We start from the raw sequence: 25123 nt of genomic DNA, 5'->3' as shown, positions 1-25123 counted from the left end.
CGCCGTTTCGTGAAGAACGGGGGCGGTCACGGGACTGGTTCCCATCGGAAGGTCCGGCGCCCCACGCGCCGGGCCTTTCGGTTTTTCAGTGGCTCATTGACCATCGCCGATATGATACGTATACGTTTCATATATTCGAATGATGTAAGAGACTGTCATGGGCATCGTGAAGATCGACGACGACCTGCATGAGGATGTGCGCCGAGCCAGCGCGGTGATGTGCCGCTCGATCAATGCGCAGGCCGAGTTCTGGATGAAGATCGGTATGTTGGCCGAAGCTAATCCAACCCTGTCGTTCAACGAGATCGTCAAGATGCAGCTTGCCACGATTCAGCCGCCGCTGCTGGACACGGTGGCTGCCTGACATGGTGAAGACCCCGGACGAACTCGCGCTGATGCGCATCTCGGGCAAACTGCTGGCATCGGTGTTCGAAATGCTGGACGGACAGCAGCTCGCCGGCATGTCGACGATGCAGGTCAATGATCTGGTCGAGCGCTTCATCACGACGGACCTGGCGGCCCGCCCGGCGAGCAAGGGACAATATGGGTTTGCCTATGTCCTCAACTGCTCGATCAACCATGTCGTCTGTCACGGCATTCCCGATGATGGAGAGGTTATCCGTGACGGCGACATCATCAACCTCGACATCACGCTCGAGAAGAACGGCTTCATCGCGGATTCGAGCAAGACCTACATGGTCGGCACCGTTTCGCCGGCGGCGCGACGGCTGGTGAAGGTTGCCCAGGAAGCCATGTGGCAGGGCATCGGGCAGGTCCGGCCTGGCGCGCATCTGGGCGATATCGGCTTCGCGATCGAGCGCCATGCCAAGCGCAATGGTTATTCGGTCGTCCGCGACTATTGCGGGCACGGGATCGGCCGGGAGATGCATGAGGAACCCTCGGTGCTCAATTTCGGGCGTCGGGGAGCGGGCATGCAGTTGCGCGAGGGCATGGTCTTCACGATTGAGCCGATGCTGAACCAGGGCAGTCGCAGGGTTTCCACGCTGGACGACGATTGGACGGTCGTGACCGCCGATGGCAAGCTTTCCGCCCAGTTCGAGCATACGGTCGCGGTCACCGCCACTGGGGTTGAGGTCCTGACGCTGCGCCGCGACGAGACACGTCCACACGCCACCTAGATTTGCCGCTGGTCATCGCAGCCGTAACGACGCACGTTCGTTGAGTATCAGCGAGGAAGACCGGCCGATGATCACCGTCCACCATCTGGAGAATTCGCGATCGCAGCGTGTGCTGTGGCTGCTCGAGGAGCTCGGGCTGCCCTACGTCATCAGGCGCTATGAACGGAACAAGGCGACCATGCTCGCTCCGCCGGAGCTGCGCGCGGTGCATCCGCTCGGCAAATCGCCGGTGATCGTCGATGACGAAGCGGACGGTGGACTGGGCCGAACGATCGCGGAGACGGGCGCGATCATCGAGTATCTGGTCGAGAAAGCCGACGGACGGCTTGGCCCGCCCGCGCATCGCGACGCCGTGCTGCGCTACCGCCATTTCCTCCACTATGCCGAAGGCTCGCTGATGCCGCCGCTGCTGGTCAAGCTGGTGCTTGGCCGTGTGCCGCTGCTCGGCAAGACCGCGCAGAAGAAGATCCAGCCGATGATCGATGTGCACCTCGACTATGTCGAAGCGCATCTGACCGAACATGGCTGGTTCGCGGGCGACGATTTCAGCGCCGCGGATGTGATGATGAGCTTTCCGCTCGAGGCGGCTCGAAGCCGGGCGGGGCTGGCTGCCTCGCGCCCGGCAACGATCGCATGGCTGGCCAGAATCCATGCGCGGCCCGCCTTTCAGGCCGCGCTGGAAGCTGGCGGGCCTTACGCTTACGCTTGAGAGCCGGCCGGCGGGGGCGCGCCGACCTCACTGAAGCTCTGCACGTTCTCGGCGGGTCCACCACCCGTCGGAGCGTGCGGTGGTTCGGAATCGGCGGGTTCGATCGGATCGAGGCGCCCACCTTCCCATTTCGCGACGACCGCACTCGCCACCGCATTGCCGACGACGTTGGTCGCCGAACGACCCATGTCGAGGAAATGGTCGATACCGAGGATCAGCAACAAACCCGCCTCAGGAATGTCGAAGAAGCCGAGCGTCGCGGCGATCACGACGAGGCTGGCGCGCGGCACGCCGGCGATGCCCTTGCTGGTGACCATCAGCACCAGCAGCATCGTGATTTCCTGACCCAGGGTCAGGTCGATGCCGTAGGCCTGCGCGATGAAGATCGTCGCGAAGGTCATGTAGATCATCGAGCCGTCGAGGTTGAAGCTATAGCCCAGCGGCAGCACGAAGCTGGCGATGCGCGGCGGCACGCCGAAGCGGTCGAGCGCTTCCAGCGTGCGCGGATAGGCGGCTTCGGACGACGCGGTCGAGAAGGCGAGGAGCAAGGGATCGCGGATGTAGCGGACCAGCAGCGTGGTGCGCTTGCCGACGATCAGATAGCAGACGCCGATCAGCAACGCCCACAGGATCAGCATGCCGAGGTAGAAGGTGCCCATGAAGTAGGCGAGGTTACCGATGATCGCCGGACCACGCTCCGCCAGCGTCGCCGCCACCGCCGCGAACACCGCGATCGGGGCGAAGCGCATGACGTAATTCGTCACCTGGAGCATTACATGGACCAGCGCCTCGACCGCGCTGACCAGCGGCTTGGCCTTTTCGCCAACCGCGGTGATCGCAACGCCTATGAACAGCGAGAAGACGACGATCTGGAGAATCTCGTTCTTCGCCATCGCCTCGATCCCCGATTTGGGGAAGACGTGCGTGAAGAAGTCCTTGAGGTTGAAGGCAACCTTGTCGACGCCGCTGGTCGCGTCAACCGGAGGCAACGGGAAGTTGAGACCGACACCGGGCTGGAAGAAGTTGACGAGGATCAGGCCCAGCGTGAGCGAGACGAGGCTGGCGCAGATGAACCACAGGACCGCACGACCGCCCACGCGTCCCAGCGCAGCGGTATCGCCCATATGCGCGATGCCCGCGACGAGGGTCGCGAAGACCAGGGGCGCGATGATCATCTTGATCAGGTTGAGGAAGATCGCGGTGATGATCGAGAAATAGTCGGCGATCTTCTTGAGCTGCGTCTCGGCGCCAGCCGAATCGGCGCCGTAGCTCTGGTGGATGCCGTAATGGAGCCCCAGGCCCACAATCGCGCCTAATACCAGCGCGATCAGGATAAATGTCGTCAGTTTCTTGGCCATTGGGCTCCCCTCGTTGCGGCGCCTAGACAGGGGATTGCGGCCTGCGGGTCAAGAGCCGTATCGCTAGCGACCATGAACTTCTCCCGCCGATCGCTTATCGCCGCTGCTGCTGCGGCCCCCTTTGTTGCTCATGCTAGAGTCCTGCAAACGGGCGAACCCTCTGTTCCCGACCTAAAAAACATCACCGCCGACGCGATTCCGATCGGACCGGAGGAACGCCGGGCGCGATTGGCGCGGGCGCAGGCGCTGATGAAGGCCAACGGCATCGGCGCGATCCTGGTCGAGCCGGGGTCGAGCCTGCTCTATTTCACGGGAGTCCGCTGGGGCCGCAGCGAGCGGCTGACCGCGGCGGTTATCCCGGTGGAGGGCGATCCGATGATCGTCACGCCGTTCTTCGAGGAGCCGTCGGTCCGCGAATCGCTGGGCGTGCCTGCACAGGTACGCGTGTGGCAGGAGCATGAGAGCCCGTTCGCGGTGATCGCGAACTGGCTGCGCGAGAAGAAGCTGCACAACCACCGAATCGGCATCGAGGAGACGGTTCGCCACTTCGCGGTGACCGGTCTGGCGCAGGCGATCGGCGACGCACGCCTGCTCGTCTCCGCCAACTCGGTCGTACGCGGATGCCGGATGATCAAGACCCCGGCCGAGATCGCGCTGATGCAAAAGGCCGCCGATGTGACGATCGCCGCCTATCGCTGGACGCACCCCCAGGTTGAGGCGGGGATGACGCCGCAGGATATCGCCGCGCTGATGAGCGCCGCGACGCGCAAGCTGGGCGGAGAGGTCGCGTTCAACCTGGTCCTGCTGGGCGAGGCGTCGGCCTATCCGCACGGCACCGGCAAGCCGCAACGCGTGGTGAAGGGCGAAGTGGTGCTGATGGACTGCGGCGCGCGGGTCCATGGCTATGAAAGCGACATCTCCCGCACCTTTGTGCACGGCGAGGCGACCGCCGAGCAGCGCAAGGTTTGGAACGAGATGAAGCGCGGCCAGGAAATCGCCTTCGCCGCGGCCCGGATCGGGACGCCGGCGGGCGCGGTGGATGATGCGGTGCGCGGCTACTATACCTCGCTTGGCTATGGGCCGGATTACAAGCTGCCCGGCCTGTCGCACCGCACCGGGCACGGCATCGGCATGGACGGGCATGAGCCGATCAACCTGGTGCGAGGCGAGACGGTGAAGCTGGCCGCTGGCATGTGCTTCTCGAACGAGCCGGGCATCTATCTGCCGGGCAAGTTCGGGGTGCGGCTGGAGGATTGCTTCCATATGACCAAGACGGGGCCGCAGTGGTTTAGCGAACCGCCGAAATCGATCGAGCAGCCGATGGGCTGAGGCGGGTATGGTGACACGCGGTTTACAAAGTTGACAGAAATCGCGGGTTTTCCAGGCGGCCATGGAGGGGTGCATGACATCGGCGCGCCGGTTAAGCGCCGGAAACGCGCCAGCAAGGCGACGCCAACGCTTCGGCGACGCGCCGGTGACGCTACACCGACGCCGCACTAGTGCGCCACAGACGCTACGCTGACGCGCCGGTCGCGCGCCATTGACGCGCCGGCATGGGAAGGGGAGGTCGACCGTTCAAAGAGCGGGGCCGGTGGCAGCCGCAGGATCAAGGCAAGCAGAGCAAATCCAACATTGCAATCGCCTGCTGCCGGGAGATCGAGTTATGTTCCTCAGGCTCTGCTTCCGGATCTCTTTCAATCGTCGCCCCAGCCCTGTGCCGGGGTCCACCGGGAGGCGAGGACTGAGCAAGAGGCTCTGGCGCCGCCGGAGAGGTGGAGTGGACCCCGGCGCGAGGCCGGGGTGACGGAGAAGACAGGGACAGAACCCCAATTCGATCCGGCCGAGCCGGCAAGCGAACGTCAACCGGGTCTTGCGACCCAATGGAGGTGGCCCATGCTGTTTCGCCGCGAGACGGTAGAAGGGATCGCGAACGGGTCCATCACCCTCGCGTTTCGCCGCTGGCGCAGCGCGGCGGCAGTGAGCGGCGGTACCCAGCGTACCGCTTATGGCGTCGTGCAGTTCGGTCAGGTCGAGCGGATCGCGCTGGAGGCGATCGTCGCCGAAGACGTGATCGCCGCGGGCTATGCCGATCGCGATGCGCTGTTGCGAGAGCTGAACGCCCGTGCCGGCGATCTGTACCGGATTGAACTGGCGGGGATCGATAGCGATCCGCGGGAGACGCTGCGTGAAGACACCGATATCCATCCGGACGTGCTGGCATGGCTCAAGCGGATCGACTGGGCGTTGCCTGTGCTGAACGCCATCGACCAATTTCCCGAAGTTAGGGCCGCCGATATCGCGGCTCCGCTGGGCATGCCCCGCGACCGCTTCAAGGCGCGGGTGCGCGAGCTCAAGAATCGCGGTCTGACGATCTCGCTCGAAACCGGCTACCGGATCAGTCCGCGCGGTGCCGCGGCGCTGGCGAAACTGTCCCGATTGTTGTGATCGAAGTGTTTCGCTTGAGCGAAGCGCCGTGCGCCCCTAAGTCGGCGCGATGACTTCGACCAACGATATTCGCCGCAGCTTCCTCGACTATTTCGAAGGCCAGGGACACGCGCGCGTACAGTCCGCACCGCTGGTGCCGCACAACGATCCCACGCTGATGTTCGTCAACGCGGGCATGGTGCCGTTCAAGAACGTCTTCACCGGTCTTGAAACGCGGCCCTATTCGACGGCGACAAGCAGCCAGAAGTGCGTCCGTGCAGGCGGCAAGCACAATGATCTCGACAATGTCGGCTACACCGCGCGCCACCACACCTTCTTCGAGATGCTCGGCAACTTCTCGTTCGGGGACTATTTCAAGGAACAGGCGATCACGCACGCGTGGACGCTGCTGACCCGGGAATGGGGCCTGTCGCCGGACAGACTGACCGCGACCGTCTACCACACCGACGATCAGGCGTTCGACCTGTGGAAGAAGATCGCGGGCCTGCCCGAAGAGCGCATCATCCGTATCCCGACCAAGGACAATTTCTGGGCGATGGGATCGGACGGGCCTTGCGGGCCGTGCTCGGAAATCTTCTACGACCATGGCGACCATATCTGGGGCGGCCCTCCGGGTAGCCCGGAAGAGGATGGCGACCGCTTCGTCGAGATCTGGAACCTCGTCTTCATGCAGTATCTGCAGGAGAATGACGAGATCGTCAGCGAGCTGCCCAAGCCCAGCATCGACACCGGCATGGGTCTAGAACGCGTCGCGGCGGTGCTTCAGGGCGTTCACGACAATTACGACATCGACGTCTTCAAGGCGCTGATCGCCGAGAGCGGCGCGCTGACCGGTGCCTCGACCACGGGCGAGCATCAGGCGAGCCACCGCGTGATCGCCGATCACCTGCGCTCGGCCGGGTTCCTGGTCGCGGACGGCGTGCTGCCCGCGAATGAGGGCCGTGGCTATGTGCTGCGCCGGATCATGCGCCGCGCCATGCGTCACGCCCATATCCTGGGCGCGAAAGAGCCGTTGATGTACCGCATGGTACCGTCGCTGGTGGCCGAGATGGGCGGCGCCTATCCCGAGCTGGTGCGCGCGCAGCCGCTGATCGAGGCGACGTTGCTGCAGGAGGAAACGCGTTTCCGCCAGACGCTGGCGAATGGTCTCAAGCTGCTCGACGAGGCGACGTCGGACATGGGCGAGGGCGATACGCTGTCCGGCGAGACCGCGTTCAAGCTCTATGACACCTATGGCTTCCCCTATGACCTGACCGAGGATGCGCTGCGTCCGCAGGGCATGGCGGTGGATCGCGACGGCTTCGACGCGGCGATGAAGCGGCAGAAGGATGCCGCGCGCGCCGCCTGGAAGGGGTCGGGCGCCAAGGCGTCGGACGATGTCTGGTTCGACATCGCCGAAGAACTGGGCGGCACCGAATTCACCGGCTACACCGCGACCGACGGTGAGGGCCAGGTGGTCGCGCTGGTTAAGGACGGCGTGCGCGTCGACAGGGCCGGGCAGGGCGACGAGGTGTTCATCCTCACCAACCAGACCCCCTTCTATGGCGAGAGCGGCGGCCAGATGGGTGATGCCGGCGTCATCAGCGGCGACAAGGTCAAGGCCGCCGTGAGCGACACCAGCAAGCCGCTGGGCCGCCTTCATGCGCATCACGCAACGATCGAGAGCGGTGAGCTCACGGTCGGCGATACGGTGAAGCTGGCGATCGACGTTGCACGCCGCGACGCCATTCGCGCGAACCACTCGGCCACGCATTTGCTGCATGCCGCGCTGCGCAATCGCCTCGGTGGGCATGTGACGCAAAAGGGCAGCCTGGTGGCACCCGATCGCTTCCGCTTCGACTTCTCGCACCCCTCGGCGCTGACGCCGCAGGAAATTGCCGAGATCGAGGCCGATGTGAACGCGGAGATCCGTGCGAACGAAGCGGTCAGCACTCGGTTGATGACCCCGGACGACGCGGTCGCCGCCGGTGCGCTGGCGCTGTTCGGCGAGAAATATGGCGACGAGGTCCGCGTCCTCTCGATGGGCCGTGTCACCGACAAGCGCTATTCGGTCGAACTGTGCGGGGGCACCCATGTCCGTGCCACCGGCGATATCGCGATCTTCAAGATCGTGAGCGAAAGCGCCGTGTCGAGCGGCGTGCGCCGGATCGAGGCACTGACCGGTGAGGCCGCGCGGCTGTGGCTGGCCGATCGCGATGCCAAGCTGCGCGAGGTGGCGGCGACGCTCAAGACCTCGCCTGACGAGGTGCCCGGACGCATCGCCGCACTGGTCGATGAGCGCCGCAAGCTCGAGAAGGAACTGGCGGAGGCCAAGAAGGCGCTGGCGCTGGGCGGGGGCGCAGGGGCTGCCGCGCCCGCCGGGCCGGAGCAGATTGGCGGCGTGAACTTTGTCGGCCAGATCCTCGACGGGCTCGATCCCAAGGCGCTGCGTGGCGCGGTGGACGAGGCCAAGGGCCGGATCGGTTCAGGTGTGGTAGCTTTTGTCGCGGTAAATGAAGGGCGTGCAGCGATTGCGGTCGGCGTCACCGACGATTTGACCGGAAGCCTGAGCGCCGTTGAGCTCGTCAAGCGTGGTGTCGCCGCGTTGGGCGGGCAGGGCGGCGGCGGGCGCCCGGACATGGCGCAGGGTGGCGGGCCGGAGGGCGAAAACGGCCCGGCCGCGATCGAAGCCGTGAAGGGGGCGCTTGCCGAGGAGAAAGAAGCTGCCTGACCGTGTTTTCCTGACCGCCGCTGCCGCTGCGGTCCTGTTCGTCAGCCCCGGCGTTTCCGCGCAGGGGAAACTGCCGCCTTATCCCGACGCACTGCGCTGCGCCGCGCTGACCAATGCCGCCGCCAAGATCGGCAAGGGCACGCCGCAGGAATCGGCGCTGTTCGATCATGTGATCTTCTGGGGCATGGCGGCGTCCGATGCCGGCCGTGGCGCGGGCAAGACCGCCAAGGCGGTCGAGGCCGAGGTCGCGCGCGATGCCGCCGCGGCTGAATCGCGGCTGCGCGCGCAGGACGGGGCAACCAGCTCCGCGCTGGCGGCCTGCGTCCGCCAGGTACCCGCGCTCAACAACTGATCTGATGGAGTGACAAGACCGATGCCGATGCGCCGCCGTTCGTTCATGGGTTCGGCCGGCGCTGCGGCGCTGGTCGCAGCGCTGCCCGCCACCGCCCGTCAGGCAACCGCGACAGGCAGCGCGGACGCGAAGTTCCGGGTGCTGCTCGACAAGATCTTCGAGGATCGGCTGGCGGAGAACCCCGAAGGCGCGACGTCGCTCGGCCTCGATACCGGCAAGAACGCCGCGCTCAAGTCGCAGCTTTCGGGACGTACGCCGGCGGACGATGCGCGCGATCTCGCGCGGTCGAAGCGTGAGCTGGCGGCGGTGCGAGCGTTCGCCCCGGCGACGTTGGGCGAGGACGCGAAGCTCGATCGGGATGTGCTGACCTATCAGCTCGAGCGCAGCATCGCGGGCCGGCAGCAGTTCACCTATGGCGATAGCGGCGGTCGCTTTGTACCGTTCCGGCTCAGCCAGTTGAGCGGTGCTTACCGCGAGGTGCCCGATTTCCTCGACACCCAGCACCGGGTGAAGGACGCGGTCGATGCCGATGCCTATCTCGCACGTCTCGGCGCGTTCGCGACGGTGCTGGACCAGGAGACTGAGCGGCAGCGAGCGGATGCCGCGCGTGGGGTGTTCGCGCCCGACTATATCCTCGACACCACGCTCAAGCAGTTCGTCGCGCTGCGCGATAAGCCGGCCGCCGAGATGGGGCTGGTGACCGGCTATGCCGACAAGCTCAAGGCCGCGAACCTGCCGCCCGAGCGTGCGGCACAGGCCGCCAAGATCGTGGCGGAAAAGGTTTTCCCGGCGCTCGACCGTCAGCGCGCGCTGGTCACCGAGCTGCGCGCCAAGGCGTCGCATGACGCGGGCGTGTGGCGGTTGCCCGATGGCGAGGCCTATTATGCCTCCGCCGCCGAGGCCGCGACGACGGTGCGGATGACGGGCGACGAGATCCACAAGCTGGGTCTTGAGCAGGTCGCGGAGATCAGCGCGCGGATCGATGCGATCCTGAAGTCGCAGGGCATCAGCGAAGGGACGGTCGGCGCGCGCCTGGTGGCGCTCAATGAGCGGCCGGATCAGCTCTTCCCGAACACCGATCCGGGTAGGGAGGCGCTGCTCGAAACGCTGCGTGCCCAGGTGCGGGCGATGGAAAAGCGGCTGCCCGAGCAGTTCGCGAGCCTGCCCAAGGCGCCGGTTGAGGTCCGCCGCGTGCCGCCGTCGATCCAGGCTGGGGCGCCGGGCGGCTATTATCAGGCCGCGACACTCGATGGCTCGCGCCCGGGCATCTACTATATCAACCTGCGCGACACGTTCGACCGGCCGAAGTTCGGGCTGGCGACGCTGAGCTATCACGAAGCGGTGCCGGGCCATCATCTTCAGGTGATGCTGGCGCTCGAATCCTCGGCCATTCCGTTGATCCGCCGCCGCGGCGGGTTCAGCGGCTATAGCGAGGGGTGGGCGCTCTATACCGAGCAGCTGGCCGACGAGATGGGGATGTACGAGGGCGATCCGCTGGGGCAGGTCGGCTATCTCCAGTCGCTGCTGTTCCGCGCCACCCGGTTGGTGGTCGATAGCGGCATGCACGCCAAGCGCTGGAGCCGCGAGAAGGCGACGGACTATTTCATCGCCACCACCGGTATCGCGCGCGGCCGCAGCCAGGGCGAAATCGACCGCTACACCGTCTGGCCCGGCCAGGCGTGCAGCTACAAGATCGGGCATACCGTCTGGGTCAGGCTGCGCGACGAAGCCAAGGCGAAGGCCGGCGCCAACTGGGATCCGCGCCAGTTCCATGAGGTATTGCGCAAGGGCGCGATGCCGCTTGCGGTGCTCGAGCGCGTGGTACGGGCGCGAATGAGTTAGGCTTCGGCCTCGGTCCGCCTTACCCGCCGCAAGCGCGGTTCGCGCTCCAGACCTGCGGTTTCCTTGATCTCCTTGCGCATCTCGTCGCGCTTCTCGTGGATCGAGGCGATCACGGGTCCGACGGCGACACCGAGATCGACCAGCACGGCTTCGGAGAGCTGGAGCGAGCTTTCGAGCGTTTCCGGAACGGCATCGGTCGCCCCTGCCTTGTAGAGCTCGGCGGCATGAGCGGTGTCGCGAGCGCGAGCAATGATCGGGATATCGGGTACCCAACTGCGCACCCGACGCGTGAGACGAACCGTGAGTACAGGGTCGTCCATGGTCAGAATGAGCGCGTCGGCATGGCCGAGGTTGAGCCGATCGACCAGCTCGCTGCGCGCCACGTCGCCGAACATCACCGTATAGCCTTCGCGCCGGGCGGCCGCGATGCCGTCGATGTCGGCGTCGACGGCGATATAGGGCTTTCCATGCGCTTTGAGCATGTCGGCGACGGTCCGGCCGACGCGGCCAAAGCCCATGATGACCGTGCCGCCGGGCGTGATTTCAGGGTTCGCGGCGACCTCGCCCTCCACATCGCGCTCCTCCAATTTGCGGGACGCGAAGCTCCCGGCCTTGGCCAGTAGAGGCGTAACCGTCAGGCCGATCGCGGTGACCGTGGTCCAGAAGGCGGCGGTTGAGGGCTGGATCAGCCCCGCAGTCGCGGCGACGCCAAGCACGATCAGCGTGGTCTCCGACGGGCTGGCCATCAGCACGCCAGCTTCGGCCGCAGTGCCCGTGCGCGCGCCTGAGAGCTTGAGGAGGGTCATTGTGACCATGACCTTGACCCCCATCACGCCCAAAATCGCGGCGAGCAGCAGCGACCAGTCATTCATCACCATGCGCAGGTCCAGCCGCATTCCGACGGTGATCAGGAAGACGCCGAGCGCGAGACCCTTGAAGGGAGCGGTGATGACTTCGACCTCGCTGTGATACTCGGTCTCGGCGATCAGCAGGCCAGCGAGCAGCGCGCCGACGATGGGCGACAGACCGACCGCGGTGGTGGCCATGCTGGCGACGATCACGACCAGCAGGCTGGCGGCGAGGAACAGTTCGGGCGATTTAGTCCGGGCCGCCTGCGCGAACAGGCGAGGAAGGTACAGGCGACCGCCGATGTAGAGGATCGCGACCACGATGGCGCTGCGGCCAAGCACGACGGCCAGTTCGCTGATTCCGACATCTCCTGCAGCCGGAGCGAGTGCGCCGAGCAGGAAGATGATCGGCACCAGCGCCAGATCCTCGAACAGCAGCATCGCAAAGGCCGAGCGGCCGACGGCACTGGTCGTTCCGGCGATCGGAAGCACCAGCGCGGTGGAGGAAAGGGCGAGCGCAAGCCCGAGGCCGAGTGCGCCTGTCCAGCTCTGGCCGAGGAAATAGAGACCCGCACCGATCAGCAGCGCGGCCCCGAGCAACTCGGCCGCGCCGACCCCGAACACGAGCTTTCGCATCGACCATAGTCGTTTGAAGGAAAGCTCAAGCCCGATCGAGAAGAGCAGCAGGATGATGCCGAATTCGGCAAAGGGTTCGATCGAATGGGGATCGGTGATGGTGAGATAGTAGAGCCAGGGGAACTGCGGAACCAACTGGCCCAGACCGGCGGGACCGACGAGCATTCCGACCAGGATGAAACCGATGACGGGGCTAACCCGAAAGCGGGCGAAGGCCGGGATGACCAACCCCGCGGCCCCCAAGATGACGAGGGTATCGCTGAAGGTGTGGTTGGTCAGATCAAGCGCCATGCCTCACTCTTAACCGGGCGCGACGATTTGTCATGGGTGGGGCGGCCCGATTTTTCGGGTTGGGTCGATATCGGCGCCCTGACGGCTCAGCGTTGCTCCAGTGTTTGTAGTGTCTTGGCCAGTTTCTGGTTTGATGGGTTCAGCGTCAGGGAGCGCCGATAGGCGACGATCGCGGCGGGAACATCACCGGTCAGGGAGTGGAGATAGCCGATGTTCTCGGCGGCATCCGCGCTGTCCGGGTATAGGGAAGCGGCAAGCGCGAAGATCGCCTGCGCACGCTGCGGTCGGGCGGATCTGAGCATCCGGTAGCCCCAGTTGCTCAACTCCCTCTCGGGAAAGACGATCGCCGGATGGGCGCGGCGTAGTTCGTCCGCGATGCTTCCCAGCTGGTCGAACCCGCGCTTCTGTGCCGCAGCGCGCAGCTGAGTGATCGGGGGCAACTCGAACCCCCGCACGTAATTCGCCGCGATGCGATCCAGGAGCAGCTCGGGCGAGGCACCCTGCAGGTTGCTGAGCACGACCACCGCCACATTGTCGTCGGGGTAGATCGCGAATGCGCCGCGATTTCCGCCAGACAGACCGACCCAGCGGTTCGCGGTACGACTATCCGTCGCCCAACCGGCCGCCCGCTGCGTCCTGGTGCCATCGGCAAGGGTCGCGGGCGACCACATCACAGGCAGCGACGCGTGCTCGATCAGGCGTCCATCCAGCACGGCGACGATCCAGCGTGCCATGTCGCCCGCGGTCCCCTCCATCCCGGCGGCGGTGCGTATCATCGGTGAGAACTCGACGTCCGCGCGCTCCAGCGTGCCAGGACTGTTCAGCGTGGGACGGCTGAAACGATAGGATTTCGCCTTGCCCGGCGCCCAGTCGCGGATGTCGCCAAAGCCGGTGTGCCGCATGCCGGCCGGACCGAACTGGCGGGCACGAAAGAAGGCGGTGAAGGGCTGCCCGGCGAGCCGGTCGATGATGCGCCCGAGCAGGACATAGTTGGTCTGGTTGTAGCTGCTGCGCGAGCCGGGGGCCGAGACGAGAGGTAGTGCGGTGACGGCGGTCCAGGCCGCTTCTTCTCCGCCCTTGCCGATCAGATCTCCGGAATCCGGATCGACGATGTCCGGAAGGCCGGAGCTGTGGGTCAGCAGCTGGTGCACCGTGATCGCACGCCATTCGGCTGGAAGATCCGAAAGGTAGCGGGAAATCGGCGCCGAAAGGTCGAGCCTTCCAGAAGCCACCAGCTGCATCGCGGCGACGCCGGTGAACGCCTTGGTCATCGAATTGAACGGGAAGATCGTGTCGCATGTGACCCGTGCGCCGCTCTCGACGTCGGCAACGCCCCATGCGCCTTCGAACACCAGGCGGCCATCGCGCACGACCGCCACCTGAAGCCCGGGAATGCGGCTGTCCCGCATTTCTTCAAGAAGAAGCTCGGTCGTCGCGCGGTTGGCGATGGCAACCGGAGGCTGCGGTGCGGCAACAGCGATAGCGGGAGATGCGATCGTCACCGCTAGCGCGGCGATCAGAGACGAGCCGGATGGCAGCTGGAATGGCATGCCATCAATCTAACCCGCGCTCCGCCGCTGGGCAAACCGTCACGGCGCCGGAACGAAACATCCCGGCGCGGGCGGCTCGCGGAGCAATGCGCCCCACGATCCGGCCCGGCCGGGATGTCTGGAAATCAGCGAATGCTGATTTCGATCAGTTCCACGTCGCCATTTCGGCTTCGAGGTTCGCACGGATCGCCTCGAAGAACTGCTCGGTGGTCATCCAGGGCTGTTCCGGGCCGATCAGCAGCGCGAGATCCTTGGTCATCTTGCCGCTCTCGACGGTCTCGATGCAGACGCGCTCCAGCGTTTCGGCGAACTTCACCACTTCGGGCGTGTCATCGAACTTACCGCGGAACTTGAGGCCGCCGGTCCAGGCGAAGATCGACGCGATCGGGTTGGTCGAGGTCGCCTTGCCCTGCTGGTGCTGACGATAGTGGCGGGTGACGGTGCCGTGCGCCGCCTCGGCCTCGACGGTCTTGCCGTCCGGCGAGAGCAGGACCGAGGTCATCAGACCCAGCGAACCGAAGCCCTGTGCGACCTGATCCGACTGGACGTCGCCGTCATAGTTCTTGCACGCCCACACGAATTCGCCGCTCCACTTGAGCGCCGAGGCGACCATGTCGTCGATCAGGCGGTGCTCATAGACGATGCCGGCTTCCTTGAACTTCTCGGCGAAGCCCTCGGTCTCGAACACTTCCTGGAACAGGTCCTTGAAGCGGCCGTCATAGGCCTTGAGGATGGTGTTCTTGGTCGACAGATACACCGGCCACTTGAGATTGAGGCCGTAGTTGAACGACGCGCGAGCGAAATCGCGGATCGAATCGTCGAGGTTGTACATCGCCATCGCGACGCCCGAACCCGGGAAGTTGAACACTTCGCGGTCGATGACCTGGCCGTCGGCACCTTCGAAGACGAGGCGCAGCTTGCCGGCGCCCGGAACCTTGAAGTCGGTCGCGCGATACTGGTCGCCGAACGCGTGACGGCCGACGACGATCGGCTTGGTCCAGCCCGGGATCAGGCGCGGCACGTTCGAGATCACGATCGGCTCGCGGAACACGACGCCGCCCAGGATGTTGCGGATCGTGCCGTTGGGCGACTTCCACATTTCCTTGAGGTTGAATTCCTCGACGCGCTGCTCGTCCGGGGTGATCGTCGCGCACTTCACGCCGACGCCGAATTCCTTGATCGCGTTGGCCGCGTCGACCGTGATCTGGTCGTTGGTCTCGTCGCGCTTCTCGACGCCCAGGTCGTAATATTTCAGGTCGATGTCGAGGTACGGCTTGATCAGGCGCTCACGGATCCATTCCCAGATGATCCGCGTCATTTCGTCGCCGTCGATCTCGACGACCGGGTTCTTGACCTTGATCTTCGCCATGCTCGCTTTCCTGTTCATGAGGGAGGTTTGGCGGAGCGTCTAGGAGGAAGGGGCGGGGGGATCAAGGGTGGCGACAATAACTGCACGAGGCCGTTCAGTTGGTTGGCAATGTTGACACGAACCGCGTGTTTTCTCGCGGTGACAGGCGCGCATTTCATTGCGGAACGCTGGCACACACCTTCGCGGCGCGAGCACAGCAGGCGAAATCCAACATTGCAAGTCACCCACAGACAAAGTGCGACGAGCGATTGTCAGGGACAGGCGAACCCGGCTAAAGCCCAGCGATGCCTTCACTAGAAAAGCCGCCCACCGGCAATCCCCCGGTCAAATGGCGCTGGCCCGCCGTGCACCCCGAGGGGCGCAAATACGTCCTCATTTCCGCCGCGATCACGGCGCTGTTCCTGTTCGCGATCTGGGACGAGCTGGGCTTCCTGCTGGTCGGCGTGACCATCTGGGTCGCCGCCTTCTTCCGCGACCCGATCCGCGTGACCCCGCAGGCCGAGGGACTGATCGTCTCGCCCGCCGACGGCCTGGTCACGATGATCGAACGCGTGCCGGTGCCGCGCGAAATCGCCGGACCGGAAGGACTGAACGAGGAAACGCGGGTGCGCGTTTCGATCTTCATGAGCGTGTTCGACGTCCACATCAACCGCACGCCCGTGGCGGGAACGATCCGCCAGGTCGTCTATATCGCCGGCAAGTTCCTCAACGCCGACCTCGACAAGGCGAGCGACGAGAATGAGCGCCAGCATTTCGTGGTCGAGACCCGCGATGGCCTGCGCGTCGGCTTCACCCAGATCGCGGGCCTGGTCGCCCGGCGTATCGTGACCTTCGTCAAGCCCGGCGACATGGTCGCGGTGGGCCAGCGCATCGGCCTGATCCGCTTCGGCAGCCGCGTCGACGTGTTCCTGCCCGATGATTATGCGCCGCAGGTGGCGCTGGGCCAGCGCTGCGTCGCCGGTGAGACGGTGGTCGGCCGCAAGGGCGGCATCGCGGCGGAGGGCGTGGCACAGTGAGTTTGAAGCCGCGGCCCCAGCGGCGCGGCATCCCGCTGCGCACCATCGCCCCCAACGCGATCACGGCGCTGGCGCTGTGCTCGGGCCTGACCGGTGTGCGCTTCGCCATCGCGCAGGATTGGGAGCGCGCGGTGATGATGATCATGATCGCCGCCGCGCTCGACGGCATCGACGGCCAGATCGCGCGGATGATCCGCGGCGAGAGCAAGTTCGGCGCCGAGCTGGACAGCCTGTCCGACGCGATCTCGTTCGGGGTCGCGCCGGCGCTGATCCTGTATCTGTGGGCGCTGATGTATGTGCCCAAGGTCGGCTGGATCGTGGCGCTGCTCTACGCGGTGTTCTGCGCGCTTAGGCTGGCGCGGTTCAATTCGCAGATCGATACCGAGCAGCCGCGCAAGCTGGCCGGCTATCTGACCGGAATCCCGGCCCCTGCGGGCGCGGCGCTGGCGATGCTGCCGCTTTATGTCTGGCTGTGGAGCGGCGAGGAACTGGCGCGGTCGCCCTGGATCGTCACCCCGTGGGTCGGCTTCGTCGGCCTGCTGATGGTCTCAAGCCTGGCGACCTATTCGTGGAAGTCGCTGCGGCTGCGGCGTAACGTGCGGTTCGAGGCGATGGTGGTGGTCGCCATCCTGCTCGCCGCACTGGTGACGGCGCCGTGGCAGACACTGACGGTGCTGTGCGTGGGCTATCTGGCGACGCTACCGTTCAGCGTGCGGGCGTATTTGCGGTCGGGCAGGGTGGGGGCGGCGTAGAGCTACCCCATTCCTCCCCCGGAGGGGGGATCGCCGCAGGCGGTGGAGGTCTCCCCGCGCTGTGGCGACGATGTGTCGGACAGTACCTTCCAGATTCCTAGAACTTCCGTGGCAGTTCGTACGTCTTGCTCAGCGACCCACACGTGATCCGGCTGGTCACCGCGCCCGTGGGCTTCGCCATCCACTTCGATTGCCAGTCTGAATCGCGCGCAGAAGAAATCGAGTATGTATCGCCCGGCCGGGTGCTGATGGCGGAAGCGAAGGCCGCCAAGCCGCTTACGGAGCTCTCGCCATAACAAGAACTATTGCCCTGCGGAGGTCCTTGGCGCGCTTCTGGGTTTGCTTCGGGCCGTGCAGCATTTGGTGAGCTACCCCTCCGCCGCCTTTGCCGGTCCCCCTCCGGGGAAGGATCGAAGCGAGCTTAGGCCGCCGCGCGGAGCGGAATCGCGCTTGCGGTCGGCGCCGTCAGGGGACGCAGCGTGCGGACGCGGGGGGCCACTGCCGGAGCAAGCGCCGGAACCGTTTCGCCCGTCAGCAGCGCGCGCATATAGTCGAGGCGCGGCTGGATCGTGATCCACATCGACCAGACCGAGACCGCGATGGCGACGGTGAAGAGCAAAGCGACGAGCAGTGCGGTCATCTGAACCTCCAGTTGGTCTCAAGCTAGTGCCTGAGTGCGGCGCATGTTCCATGTCCGCCGTGTGAACCCTTTATGTTCCACTCGCGTTCCGACTGTCAATCTCTTTTTGTTCTCATGTTCCGGCCGCTCACCGAACGGCTGGAACATGCGCGTTCCGCCGCTATGCGCCTTGCGCCAGCAGCCGCTTGCCGAGCCAGCGGCGGACCGGGAGATCGTAGAGCTTGAGGCTGGCATAGGCGATGACGATCGCGCCGACGGCCACCGCGACGCCGCCGAGGATGGCTGCGTTCGTCGTCGGCTTATCGGTCACCACCCACGCCATGTAGATGTACACGAGTGGATAGTGGGTGATGTAGAGCGGGTAGGAGAGGTCGCCGAAGAAACGCGCGATGCGCAGCGACACGCCGTCCATCTGTTGCTGCCCTGCGCCGATCGCGACCACCAGCGGGAAGAGCACGAGCACGCAGAGTGCCTCGTACAGGCCGTTCATCCAGAGGTTGGCGGTGCCGCCGAAACGCGGGAGCGAGAGTGCGACGATCAGCAACAGGCTGCTGGCCCAGAACGCGCCCTTCATGCGGATCCGCATGCCGAGCCGCATCATCAGCACGCCGGCGAAGAAGGGGAAGAGCAGGCGGACGAAGCCGATATACACACCCTCGCCAGTGAGCGTCCAACCGCCGACGAGATCGCCGCGCTCACCGAACACCGCGAGGTGGAACAGCGCCGCGCCGGCGATGGCGACGAGCAGGCCGAGCCAGCGGTTCGACAATTTGTACAAGCCGACCGCGTAGAGGATGTTCGCGCAATATTCGAAGAACAGCGACCAGGCCGGACCGTTGAGCGGAAAGGTTTCGCCCCAGCCACGCACGTCCATGGACGGGAGAACGGGGATCAGGGTGAAGCCGATCACCATCAGCACCAACACCTGCCAGAGCGAGGCGCCGGCGGCGAGCGGGTAGAAGGGATCGATCTGGAACACGAACAGCGCGGCGCCGATGATCGAGCCGAGGATCACCATCGGCTGAAGCCGGATGAGACGGCGCTTGTAGAAGTCCCATTGGGTCATCCCGCCCCAGCGGTCGTCATAGGCGTAGGCGACAACGAAGCCCGACAGCAGGAAGAAGAAGTCCACCGCGAGATAGCCGTGGTTGATGATCATCTTGTGCAGGTCGCCGCCGGTATGCCCCTCGAACAGGTGCATGAGCAGGACCATCAGCGCGGCGACACCGCGCAGGCCATCCAGAATGACATAGTGGTTCTTGGCCGGCGTAATCATACTCGCCGGCGCCGCATCAGCACGCGCCACGTTTCCCCTCCCATTGTCGTTCCGTCCGCAAGGTCCGCGGCGTCTTCAATGGGACATATACAATACCACTCCATTTATAATGCAATACCAATTATGCCGGACGCGTTACGATCGCCGGGCATTGCAATCCGCTGCGGCCTCGGCTAAGGGCGCCGCCTCAACCCCACATGGGAAGCATCATATCCCGGTGCCGCGGGCCATCAGGTTCGTCGGTCACTCGCTTCCCAGAGGATCAACCGGAAGGAGTTATCCCTATGGCGGCACCTGTCGTCTCCATGCAGCAGCTGCTCGAATCGGGCGCGCATTTCGGCCACCAGACCCACCGCTGGAACCCGAAGATGAAGCCCTACATCTTTGGCGAGCGCAACGGCGTCCACATCATCGACCTGTCGCAGACCGTGCCGCTGTTCGCGCGCGCTCTCGAGTTCGTGTCGTCGACCGTCGCCGCCGGCGGCAAGGTGCTGTTCGTCGGCACCAAGCGCCAGGCGCAGGAAGCGATCGCCGAGGCGGCCCGCAAGTCGAACCAGCACTTCGTCAACCATCGCTGGCTGGGCGGCATGCTCACCAACTGGAAGACCATCTCGCAGTCGATCAAGCGCCTCAAGACGCTTGAAGAGCAGCTTTCGGGCGACACGCACGGCCTGACCAAGAAGGAAGTGCTGAACCTGACCCGCGAGAAGGACAAGCTCGAGCTGTCGCTCGGCGGCATCCGTGACCTGGGCGGCATTCCGGACATCATGTTCGTGATCGACGCCAACAAGGAAGAGCTGGCGATCAAGGAAGCCAACACGCTGGGTATCCCGGTCGTTGCGATCCTCGATTCGAACGTCTCGCCCGACGGCATCGCGTTCCCGGTTCCGGCGAATGACGACGCGTCGCGCGCGATCCGCCTGTACTGCGAAGCCATCGCCATCGCGGCGACCCGCGGCAACCAGCACGCGCAGGTCGTGAGCGGCGCGGACTTCGGCGCGGCCGAAGTGCCGCCGGTCGAAGCCGCGCTGGCCGAGCCGGCGCCTGCCGTCGTCGCCGAGCCGGAAGCCCCGGCCGCTTCGAGCGAGCCGGAAACGGCTGCGGAAGGCGAGCGTCAGATCGACGCGTAAGCGTCCGGTCATCGAACCGTAATGGGGGCGGGGCAGGGCGTTTCAGCTTTGCCCCGCCCGCACCATATTCAAGCCCATTCAAACCTTGAGGAATTAGACATGGCCGAGATCACTGCAGCAGCCGTCAAGGAACTGCGCGAGAAGAGCGGCGCCGGCATGATGGACTGCAAGAAGGCGCTTGCGGAAACCAATGGCGACCTGGAAGCGGCAGTCGACTGGCTGCGCACCAAGGGCCTGGCCGCCGCCGACAAGAAGTCGAGCCGCACCGCGGCCGAGGGCCTGGTCGGCGTTGCCGTCGCCGGCACCAAGGGCGTGGCCGTCGAGGTCAACTCGCAGACCGACTTCGTCGCGAAGAACGAGATCTTCCAGGGTTTCGTGCGTGACGTGACCTCGATCGCGCTGGAAAATGGCGACGATATCGAAGCGCTGAAGGGCGCGACGATGCCCCAGGGTGGGATCGTCAGCGAAGTGCTGGTCAACAACATCGCCACGATCGGCGAGAACCAGGTGCTGCGTCGCGCGAAGGCGGTGTCGGTTTCGAACGGCGCGGTGATCCCGTACGTCCACAACGCCGCGGCCCCGGGCCTTGGCAAGATCGGCGTGCTGGTCGCGCTTGAGAGCGACGCCGGCATCGACGTGCTGGAGCCGCTGGGCAAGCAGATCGCGATGCACGTCGCGGCGGCATTCCCGCTGGCGCTGTCGGTCGACGACCTCGATCCCGAGATCGTCGAGCGTGAAGCCGCGGTCCTGCGCGAGAAGAACGCCGACCGCACCGTCGGCAAGCCGGCGGACGTCGTCGAGAAGATCCTCAACGGCCCGATCGAGAAGTTCAAGAAGGAGAACGCGCTGTTGACGCAGGCGTTCGTGATGGACGGCAAGACCCCGGTCGCCGACGTCATCGCCAAGGCCGGCAAGGATGCGGGCGCGACCATCGTGCTCAAGGACTATGTCCGCTTCCAGCTCGGCGAAGGCATCGAGAAGGAAGAGAGCGACTTCGCGGCGGAAGTCGCGGCGACGGCGGGCCTGAACCGCTAATCGCTTCGCTTTGCGAACAAGGAGGGGCGTGGCCGTGGCCGCGCCCCTTTTTCGTTGATCAGTCCGCCTCTTCCTCGATCGGAAGCTCTCCCAGCGGATCGTCTTCGGTGAGGTCGGCGACCTGTTCGTAGACGGCGGCGTTCTCGCTCATTTCATCCAGCAATTCGGGGTTTTGCGCGCCGACGTCGCGGAAGAAGATCGCGGCGTCGCGCAGGAGCTTGGCGGCGAGCTGAGCGTGGTTGGGCATGGGATCGGCACCTTTGTTGAGCGGCATCTCAGCCGAAATCGTCCACGGCCGTTTGGCGCAATGCGGCGTCGCGCCTAGGTTTGGACGTCCTTCTTCGCGCCCCATTCGACACGGTTCCGGCCATTCTGCTTGGCAAGATAGAGGCGACTGTCCGCGATGGCCACAAGTTCGGCGAGAGGCATCGCGCCGGCCTGCGCCTCGACCACGCCGACACTGATCGTCGCTTTCAGTACATCGCCAGTGTCGTCGAACAAGCGTAACTGAGCGACGACCGCGCGCAGGCGTTCGGCAACGACGGCCCCGTCACCTTCCGCCACGATCGGAAGAAGGATTGCGAACTCCTCCCCGCCAAAGCGGCCGAGCAACGCGCCGTCACGCAGCTGCGCGCGTATCGCGTGCGTGAATGCCTGAAGAATTCTGTCCCCGCCGCCGTGGCCATGACGATCATTGACCTGCTTGAAATGGTCGATGTCGAGCATGAGGGCCGCGATCTGGCGTTCCTGACGGGCGAGGACTTTCATCGATCGAGCGCCGCGATGGAAGAAGGCGCGGCGGTTCAGGGCTCCGGTGAGCGGATCGGTGGAAGCGAGCCGTTCCAGATCATGCACGAGGGCATTCCGCTCGGCGATGACCGTTGCGACATAGAGCGGTGTGAAGGCGATGAGCGCAACGCCGAGCCGCACCGAAAGGGCGAAGGTCTGCGATCCGATACCATCCAGTAGCCGGATGTGGTCGTGGTTGACCTCAGTCAGCACCGCGCAACTTGTCAGCAGGCCCAGCAGCGCGACGACGGGGATCGAGTAGCGGAGGCCGCACCAGAACAGGCCGGGCAAGGTGAACACGAGCGCGCCAGGGCCGCCGATCAACATGGCCAGCAACAATCCGACGATGAGCGAAGCCCCGGGAAGCAGCTTGCGCAGCAGATCGGCATTCAGCAGCGCCCGGGTGCGGCGGCGTTCGGCCGGACCATAGCGAAGCCGCCGCCATCGCGGCCTTGGCAGGGTCAAAAGAACCGGCAGAAACGCCACGTAATTGACGGCTTCGGTCGCGAACCAGAAGAGGAATCCGTGCCAGGAACCGCCCCCGAAGATGACCGGATTGGCGATCGTGCCGACAAGCCCGGCCGCAAACGCGGCGAGGATGATCGCGGCCGCGACCTGATGGAGGGAACGCGGATCCGACAGCTTGAGATTGCGGTACTCAAGTTGTGAGAGCAGCAGATATCCGGTGATGACCCCGGCAAGGTTTCCCGCGAGCAGCAGGATCAGGCTTGCGGTATCTTCGCCGGTGATCAGGTCGGCGAGCAGATATCCGACGATCCCGCCCAGCCAACCGGACACGTTGGCGAGACGCGGGAAACGGATCAGCAGCCCCAGCATGACCGCGTTGGCGGGCCAGATCGTCGCGAGGACTGCCGGAGAACGAGTGAGGATACTGAACATCGCCGACGCGAAAACGGCGGCGAAGATCAGCAGGAACGGCGACAGAAAGCGTGAAAGCGATAGCTGTGGTCGCATGTGATCGAACCGGCCGGCCTCGACTCCAGAAATGACAGCCACCCACACCCCCAAAATACCCGAGGTTTCCCTAGCTGGATCATGGTTAATGCTCAATCAGCCATGCCGTTGGCGCGGCGCGGTTGGGAGCAATGATGCAGCTTCGCGGCTTGTCCCTGTCGCGAGGCTCATCTAGGGTCCGCGCCACTCCCCATAACCCAAAGAATCAAGGGCCCAATGACCGCGCCACGCTTCAAACGAATCCTGCTCAAGCTTTCGGGCGAAGTGCTGATGGGACAAGGCCAGTTCGGCATCGATCCCGCCACCTGCGAGCGCGTCGCGCGCGAGGTGAAGGCGGCAACCGAGGCCGGGTTCGAAATCTGCATGGTCGTCGGCGGCGGCAATATCTTCCGCGGGCTTGCCGGCGCGGCACAGGGCTTCGAGCGGGCGAGCGCCGACTATATGGGCATGCTCGCCACCGTGATGAACGCGTTGGCGATGCAGAACACGCTCGAGCGGCTCGGCGTCGACACGCGCGTCCAGTCGGCGATCCCGATGGCGAGCGTCTCCGAACCCTATATCCGCCGCAAGGCGATGCGGCACATGGAGAAGGGCCGCGTGGTGATCTTTGCCGCGGGCACCGGTCTGCCGTTCTTCACCACCGACACCACGGCGGCGCTGCGCGCGGCTGAGATGAACTGCGACGCGTTGTTCAAGGGTACCAGCGTCGACGGTGTCTACAATGCCGACCCCAAGAAGGTGCCGACCGCGACCCGCTACGAGGAACTGAGCTTCGACCGCGTGCTGGTCGACAACCTCAAGGTCATGGACGCGACCGCCGTGGCTTTGTGCCGCGACAACGACATTCCGATCGTGGTGTTCAACATCCGCGACGAGGGCACGCTGGAAGCCGTGCTGCGCGGCGAGGGCACCTCCACGATCGTCCGCAATCAATCCGAATCCGCATAAGAGGAAGCTGAACATGGCCGCTTACGACAAGGCCGACCTGGAGCGCCGCATGAACGGCGCGGTCGAGGCGCTGAAACACGACCTGCAGGGCCTGCGCACGGGCCGCGCGAGCACCACATTGCTCGATCCGGTGACGGTCGAGGTCTATGGCGCGCACATGCCGATCACCCAGGTGGCGACGGTTGCGGCTCCCGAGCCGCGCCTGCTGTCGGTGACGGTGTGGGACAAGTCCAATGTCGGCCCGGTCGACAAGGCGATCCGCTCGGCGGGCCTCGGCCTCAACCCGATCGTCGACGGGCAGACGCTGCGCCTGCCGATCCCCGACCTGACCGAGGAACGCCGCAAGGAGCTGGCCAAGCTTGCCAGCAAATATGCCGAGAATGCCCGCATCGCCGCGCGCAACGTGCGTCGCGACGGCAATGACAGCCTGAAGGCCGACGAGAAGAAGGGCCTGTTCGGCGAGGACGAGCGCAAGCGCCACGAGACCGAAGTCCAGAAGCTGACCGACAGCACCATCGCCGATATCGATGCGGCCGCGGCGGCGAAGGAAAAGGAAATCCTGGGCAAGTGACCGCGGCTTCCGCGCCTCTTCCGGCCAGCCCGGAAGGCGGGGCTGTTCCCCGCCACGTCGCGATCATCATGGACGGCAACGGACGCTGGGCGAAGGCCCGGCGGATGCCGAGGCTTGCCGGGCACAAGCAGGGCGTGGACGCGGTGAAACGCGTGTCCAAGGCCGCGCGCGAACTGGGCGTCGAGGTGCTGACACTCTATGCCTTCTCGTCCGAGAATTGGCGGCGGCCCGAGGAGGAGGTGCGCGACCTGATGGGTCTGCTGCGCTATTTCCTCAAGAACGAGCTGCGCGACCTGGTCGCCGAGAATGTCCGGCTGCGCGTGATCGGCGACTATCACGCGCTTTCAGGCGATCTGGTGGCGATGATCGACGACGCGATCGAACGCACATCGGTCAACACCGGCGCCACGCTGGTGATCGCGCTCAACTATGGCGCGCAGGCCGAGATCGTCGCGGCGGCGCGACGGCTGGCGGCGGCGGCCAAGGCGGGCGAGCTGGATCCGGCGGCGATCGACGACACGATGTTCGGTGACGCGCTGACCACGCACGGCCTGCCACCCCTGGACCTGCTGATCCGCACATCGGGCGAGCAGCGCCTCTCGAACTTCCTGTTGTGGCAGGCGGCCTATGCCGAGCTGCTGTTCGTCGATACGTTGTGGCCCGATTTCGACGGCGCCGCGCTGGCCGATGCGATCGCGCAGTTCGGCAACCGGCAGCGGCGGTTCGGAGGGCTGTGACGCAA

24 protein-coding genes are annotated in these 25123 nt (G+C 65.2%); 15 read left to right on the top strand and 9 right to left on the bottom strand.

The annotated features are described in order from the left end of the window. Positions 1-157 precede the first annotated feature (157 nt). From AC07M1_RS10870 to AC07M1_RS10860, 3 genes are all read left to right on the top strand, one after another. Positions 158-364 (top strand): ParD-like family protein, encoded by a 207-nt coding sequence (locus AC07M1_RS10870; protein WP_495162558.1) that lies wholly within the window; start codon positions 158-160, stop codon positions 362-364. 1 nt (position 365) lies between these two features. Continuing rightward, entirely contained in the window at positions 366-1139 is a 774-nt protein-coding gene (map, locus tag AC07M1_RS10865; RefSeq protein ID WP_495162557.1) for a type I methionyl aminopeptidase, read from the top strand. A gap of 67 nt (positions 1140-1206) precedes the next feature. Next, positions 1207-1848: a glutathione S-transferase family protein gene (locus AC07M1_RS10860; RefSeq protein WP_495162845.1), complete on the top strand. Its 642-nt coding sequence runs from the start codon at positions 1207-1209 to the stop codon at positions 1846-1848. Here the strand turns inward: AC07M1_RS10860 and AC07M1_RS10855 are convergent. Next, positions 1839-3206, bottom strand: a complete 1368-nt coding sequence (locus tag AC07M1_RS10855; protein ID WP_495162556.1) for a dicarboxylate/amino acid:cation symporter — start codon at positions 3204-3206, stop codon at positions 1839-1841. The two genes, AC07M1_RS10860 and AC07M1_RS10855, sit on opposite strands and share 10 nt — an antisense overlap. Before the next feature lie 72 nt (positions 3207-3278). On the opposite strand from AC07M1_RS10855, the gene AC07M1_RS10850 reads away from it, so the two are divergent. From AC07M1_RS10850 to AC07M1_RS10830, 5 genes are all read left to right on the top strand, one after another. Next, a complete protein-coding gene (locus tag AC07M1_RS10850; RefSeq protein ID WP_495162555.1) occupies positions 3279-4535 on the top strand; it encodes a M24 family metallopeptidase in 1257 nt (418 codons plus the stop codon). Between the two features lie 564 nt (positions 4536-5099). Further along, positions 5100-5651 (top strand): hypothetical protein, encoded by a 552-nt coding sequence (locus AC07M1_RS10845; protein WP_495162554.1) that lies wholly within the window; start codon positions 5100-5102, stop codon positions 5649-5651. Positions 5652-5700: 49 nt separating this feature from the next. Then, positions 5701-8361, top strand: a complete 2661-nt coding sequence (gene alaS, locus AC07M1_RS10840; RefSeq protein WP_495162553.1) for an alanine--tRNA ligase — start codon at positions 5701-5703, stop codon at positions 8359-8361. Then, complete coding sequence (locus tag AC07M1_RS10835; protein ID WP_495162552.1) at positions 8336-8713, top strand: hypothetical protein; 378 nt, start codon at positions 8336-8338, stop codon at positions 8711-8713. The genes alaS and AC07M1_RS10835 overlap by 26 nt, the downstream gene beginning before the upstream one ends. 27 nt (positions 8714-8740) lie before the next feature. Then, a complete protein-coding gene (locus tag AC07M1_RS10830; RefSeq protein WP_495162844.1) occupies positions 8741-10555 on the top strand; it encodes a DUF885 domain-containing protein in 1815 nt (604 codons plus the stop codon). Here AC07M1_RS10830 and AC07M1_RS10825 read toward each other — a convergent pair. The 3 genes from AC07M1_RS10825 to AC07M1_RS10815 all read right to left on the bottom strand — a co-directional run bounded on the left by AC07M1_RS10825 (position 10552) and on the right by AC07M1_RS10815 (position 15249). Further along, the gene (locus AC07M1_RS10825; protein ID WP_495162551.1) at positions 10552-12330 is read right to left on the bottom strand and encodes a cation:proton antiporter domain-containing protein; all 1779 of its coding nucleotides are present in this window, start codon (positions 12328-12330) and stop codon (positions 10552-10554) included. The two genes, AC07M1_RS10830 and AC07M1_RS10825, sit on opposite strands and share 4 nt — an antisense overlap. A gap of 86 nt (positions 12331-12416) precedes the next feature. Continuing rightward, positions 12417-13880, bottom strand: a complete 1464-nt coding sequence (locus AC07M1_RS10820; RefSeq protein WP_495162550.1) for a serine hydrolase — start codon at positions 13878-13880, stop codon at positions 12417-12419. Between the two features lie 145 nt (positions 13881-14025). Beyond that, on the bottom strand, positions 14026-15249 hold the full coding sequence (locus AC07M1_RS10815; protein WP_495162549.1) for an NADP-dependent isocitrate dehydrogenase: 1224 nt from the start codon (positions 15247-15249) through the stop codon (positions 14026-14028). Positions 15250-15533: 284 nt separating this feature from the next. Between AC07M1_RS10815 and AC07M1_RS10810 the strand changes: the two genes are divergently transcribed. Continuing rightward, the gene (locus tag AC07M1_RS10810; RefSeq protein ID WP_495162548.1) at positions 15534-16265 is read left to right on the top strand and encodes a phosphatidylserine decarboxylase; all 732 of its coding nucleotides are present in this window, start codon (positions 15534-15536) and stop codon (positions 16263-16265) included. After that, positions 16262-17017, top strand: coding sequence for a CDP-alcohol phosphatidyltransferase family protein (locus AC07M1_RS10805; protein WP_495162547.1), 756 nt, complete (start codon positions 16262-16264; stop codon positions 17015-17017). The genes AC07M1_RS10810 and AC07M1_RS10805 overlap by 4 nt, the downstream gene beginning before the upstream one ends. 2 nt (positions 17018-17019) lie before the next feature. On the opposite strand, the gene AC07M1_RS10800 is transcribed toward AC07M1_RS10805, so the two are convergent. The 3 genes from AC07M1_RS10800 to AC07M1_RS10790 all read right to left on the bottom strand — a co-directional run bounded on the left by AC07M1_RS10800 (position 17020) and on the right by AC07M1_RS10790 (position 18963). After that, positions 17020-17316 (bottom strand): endonuclease domain-containing protein, encoded by a 297-nt coding sequence (locus AC07M1_RS10800; protein WP_495162546.1) that lies wholly within the window; start codon positions 17314-17316, stop codon positions 17020-17022. A gap of 122 nt (positions 17317-17438) precedes the next feature. Further along, on the bottom strand, positions 17439-17657 hold the full coding sequence (locus tag AC07M1_RS10795) for a hypothetical protein (RefSeq protein WP_495162545.1): 219 nt from the start codon (positions 17655-17657) through the stop codon (positions 17439-17441). A gap of 160 nt (positions 17658-17817) precedes the next feature. Next, entirely contained in the window at positions 17818-18963 is a 1146-nt protein-coding gene (locus tag AC07M1_RS10790) for an acyltransferase family protein (RefSeq protein WP_495162544.1), read from the bottom strand. Positions 18964-19217: 254 nt separating this feature from the next. Between AC07M1_RS10790 and rpsB the strand changes: the two genes are divergently transcribed. Then, a complete protein-coding gene (rpsB, locus tag AC07M1_RS10785; protein WP_495162543.1) occupies positions 19218-20063 on the top strand; it encodes a 30S ribosomal protein S2 in 846 nt (281 codons plus the stop codon). A 99-nt stretch (positions 20064-20162) separates the two neighbouring features. Beyond that, a complete protein-coding gene (gene tsf / locus AC07M1_RS10780; RefSeq protein WP_495162542.1) occupies positions 20163-21098 on the top strand; it encodes a translation elongation factor Ts in 936 nt (311 codons plus the stop codon). A 58-nt stretch (positions 21099-21156) separates the two neighbouring features. On the opposite strand, the gene AC07M1_RS10775 is transcribed toward tsf, so the two are convergent. Both AC07M1_RS10775 and AC07M1_RS10770 read right to left on the bottom strand, forming a co-directional pair. Then, complete coding sequence (locus AC07M1_RS10775; protein ID WP_495162541.1) at positions 21157-21372, bottom strand: hypothetical protein; 216 nt, start codon at positions 21370-21372, stop codon at positions 21157-21159. Positions 21373-21419: 47 nt separating this feature from the next. Further along, positions 21420-22958, bottom strand: a complete 1539-nt coding sequence (locus AC07M1_RS10770) for a GGDEF domain-containing protein (protein WP_495162540.1) — start codon at positions 22956-22958, stop codon at positions 21420-21422. Between the two features lie 120 nt (positions 22959-23078). Here AC07M1_RS10770 and pyrH point away from each other — a divergent pair, with 120 nt between their 5' ends. Genes pyrH through AC07M1_RS10755 form a run of 3 tightly spaced genes read left to right on the top strand, consistent with a single transcriptional unit; the run spans position 23079 to position 25118 of the window. Beyond that, positions 23079-23810: a UMP kinase gene (gene pyrH, locus AC07M1_RS10765; protein ID WP_495162539.1), complete on the top strand. Its 732-nt coding sequence runs from the start codon at positions 23079-23081 to the stop codon at positions 23808-23810. Positions 23811-23823: 13 nt separating this feature from the next. Then, positions 23824-24381 (top strand): ribosome recycling factor, encoded by a 558-nt coding sequence (frr, locus tag AC07M1_RS10760; protein WP_495162538.1) that lies wholly within the window; start codon positions 23824-23826, stop codon positions 24379-24381. Further along, the gene (locus tag AC07M1_RS10755; RefSeq protein ID WP_495162537.1) at positions 24378-25118 is read left to right on the top strand and encodes an isoprenyl transferase; all 741 of its coding nucleotides are present in this window, start codon (positions 24378-24380) and stop codon (positions 25116-25118) included. Before frr ends, AC07M1_RS10755 begins: the two co-directional genes overlap by 4 nt. Positions 25119-25123 lie beyond the last annotated feature (5 nt).

The organism is Sphingomonas sp. GW821-FHT10C01, from assembly GCF_059415525.1.
This window is presented reverse-complemented; position numbering and strand designations above follow the sequence as displayed.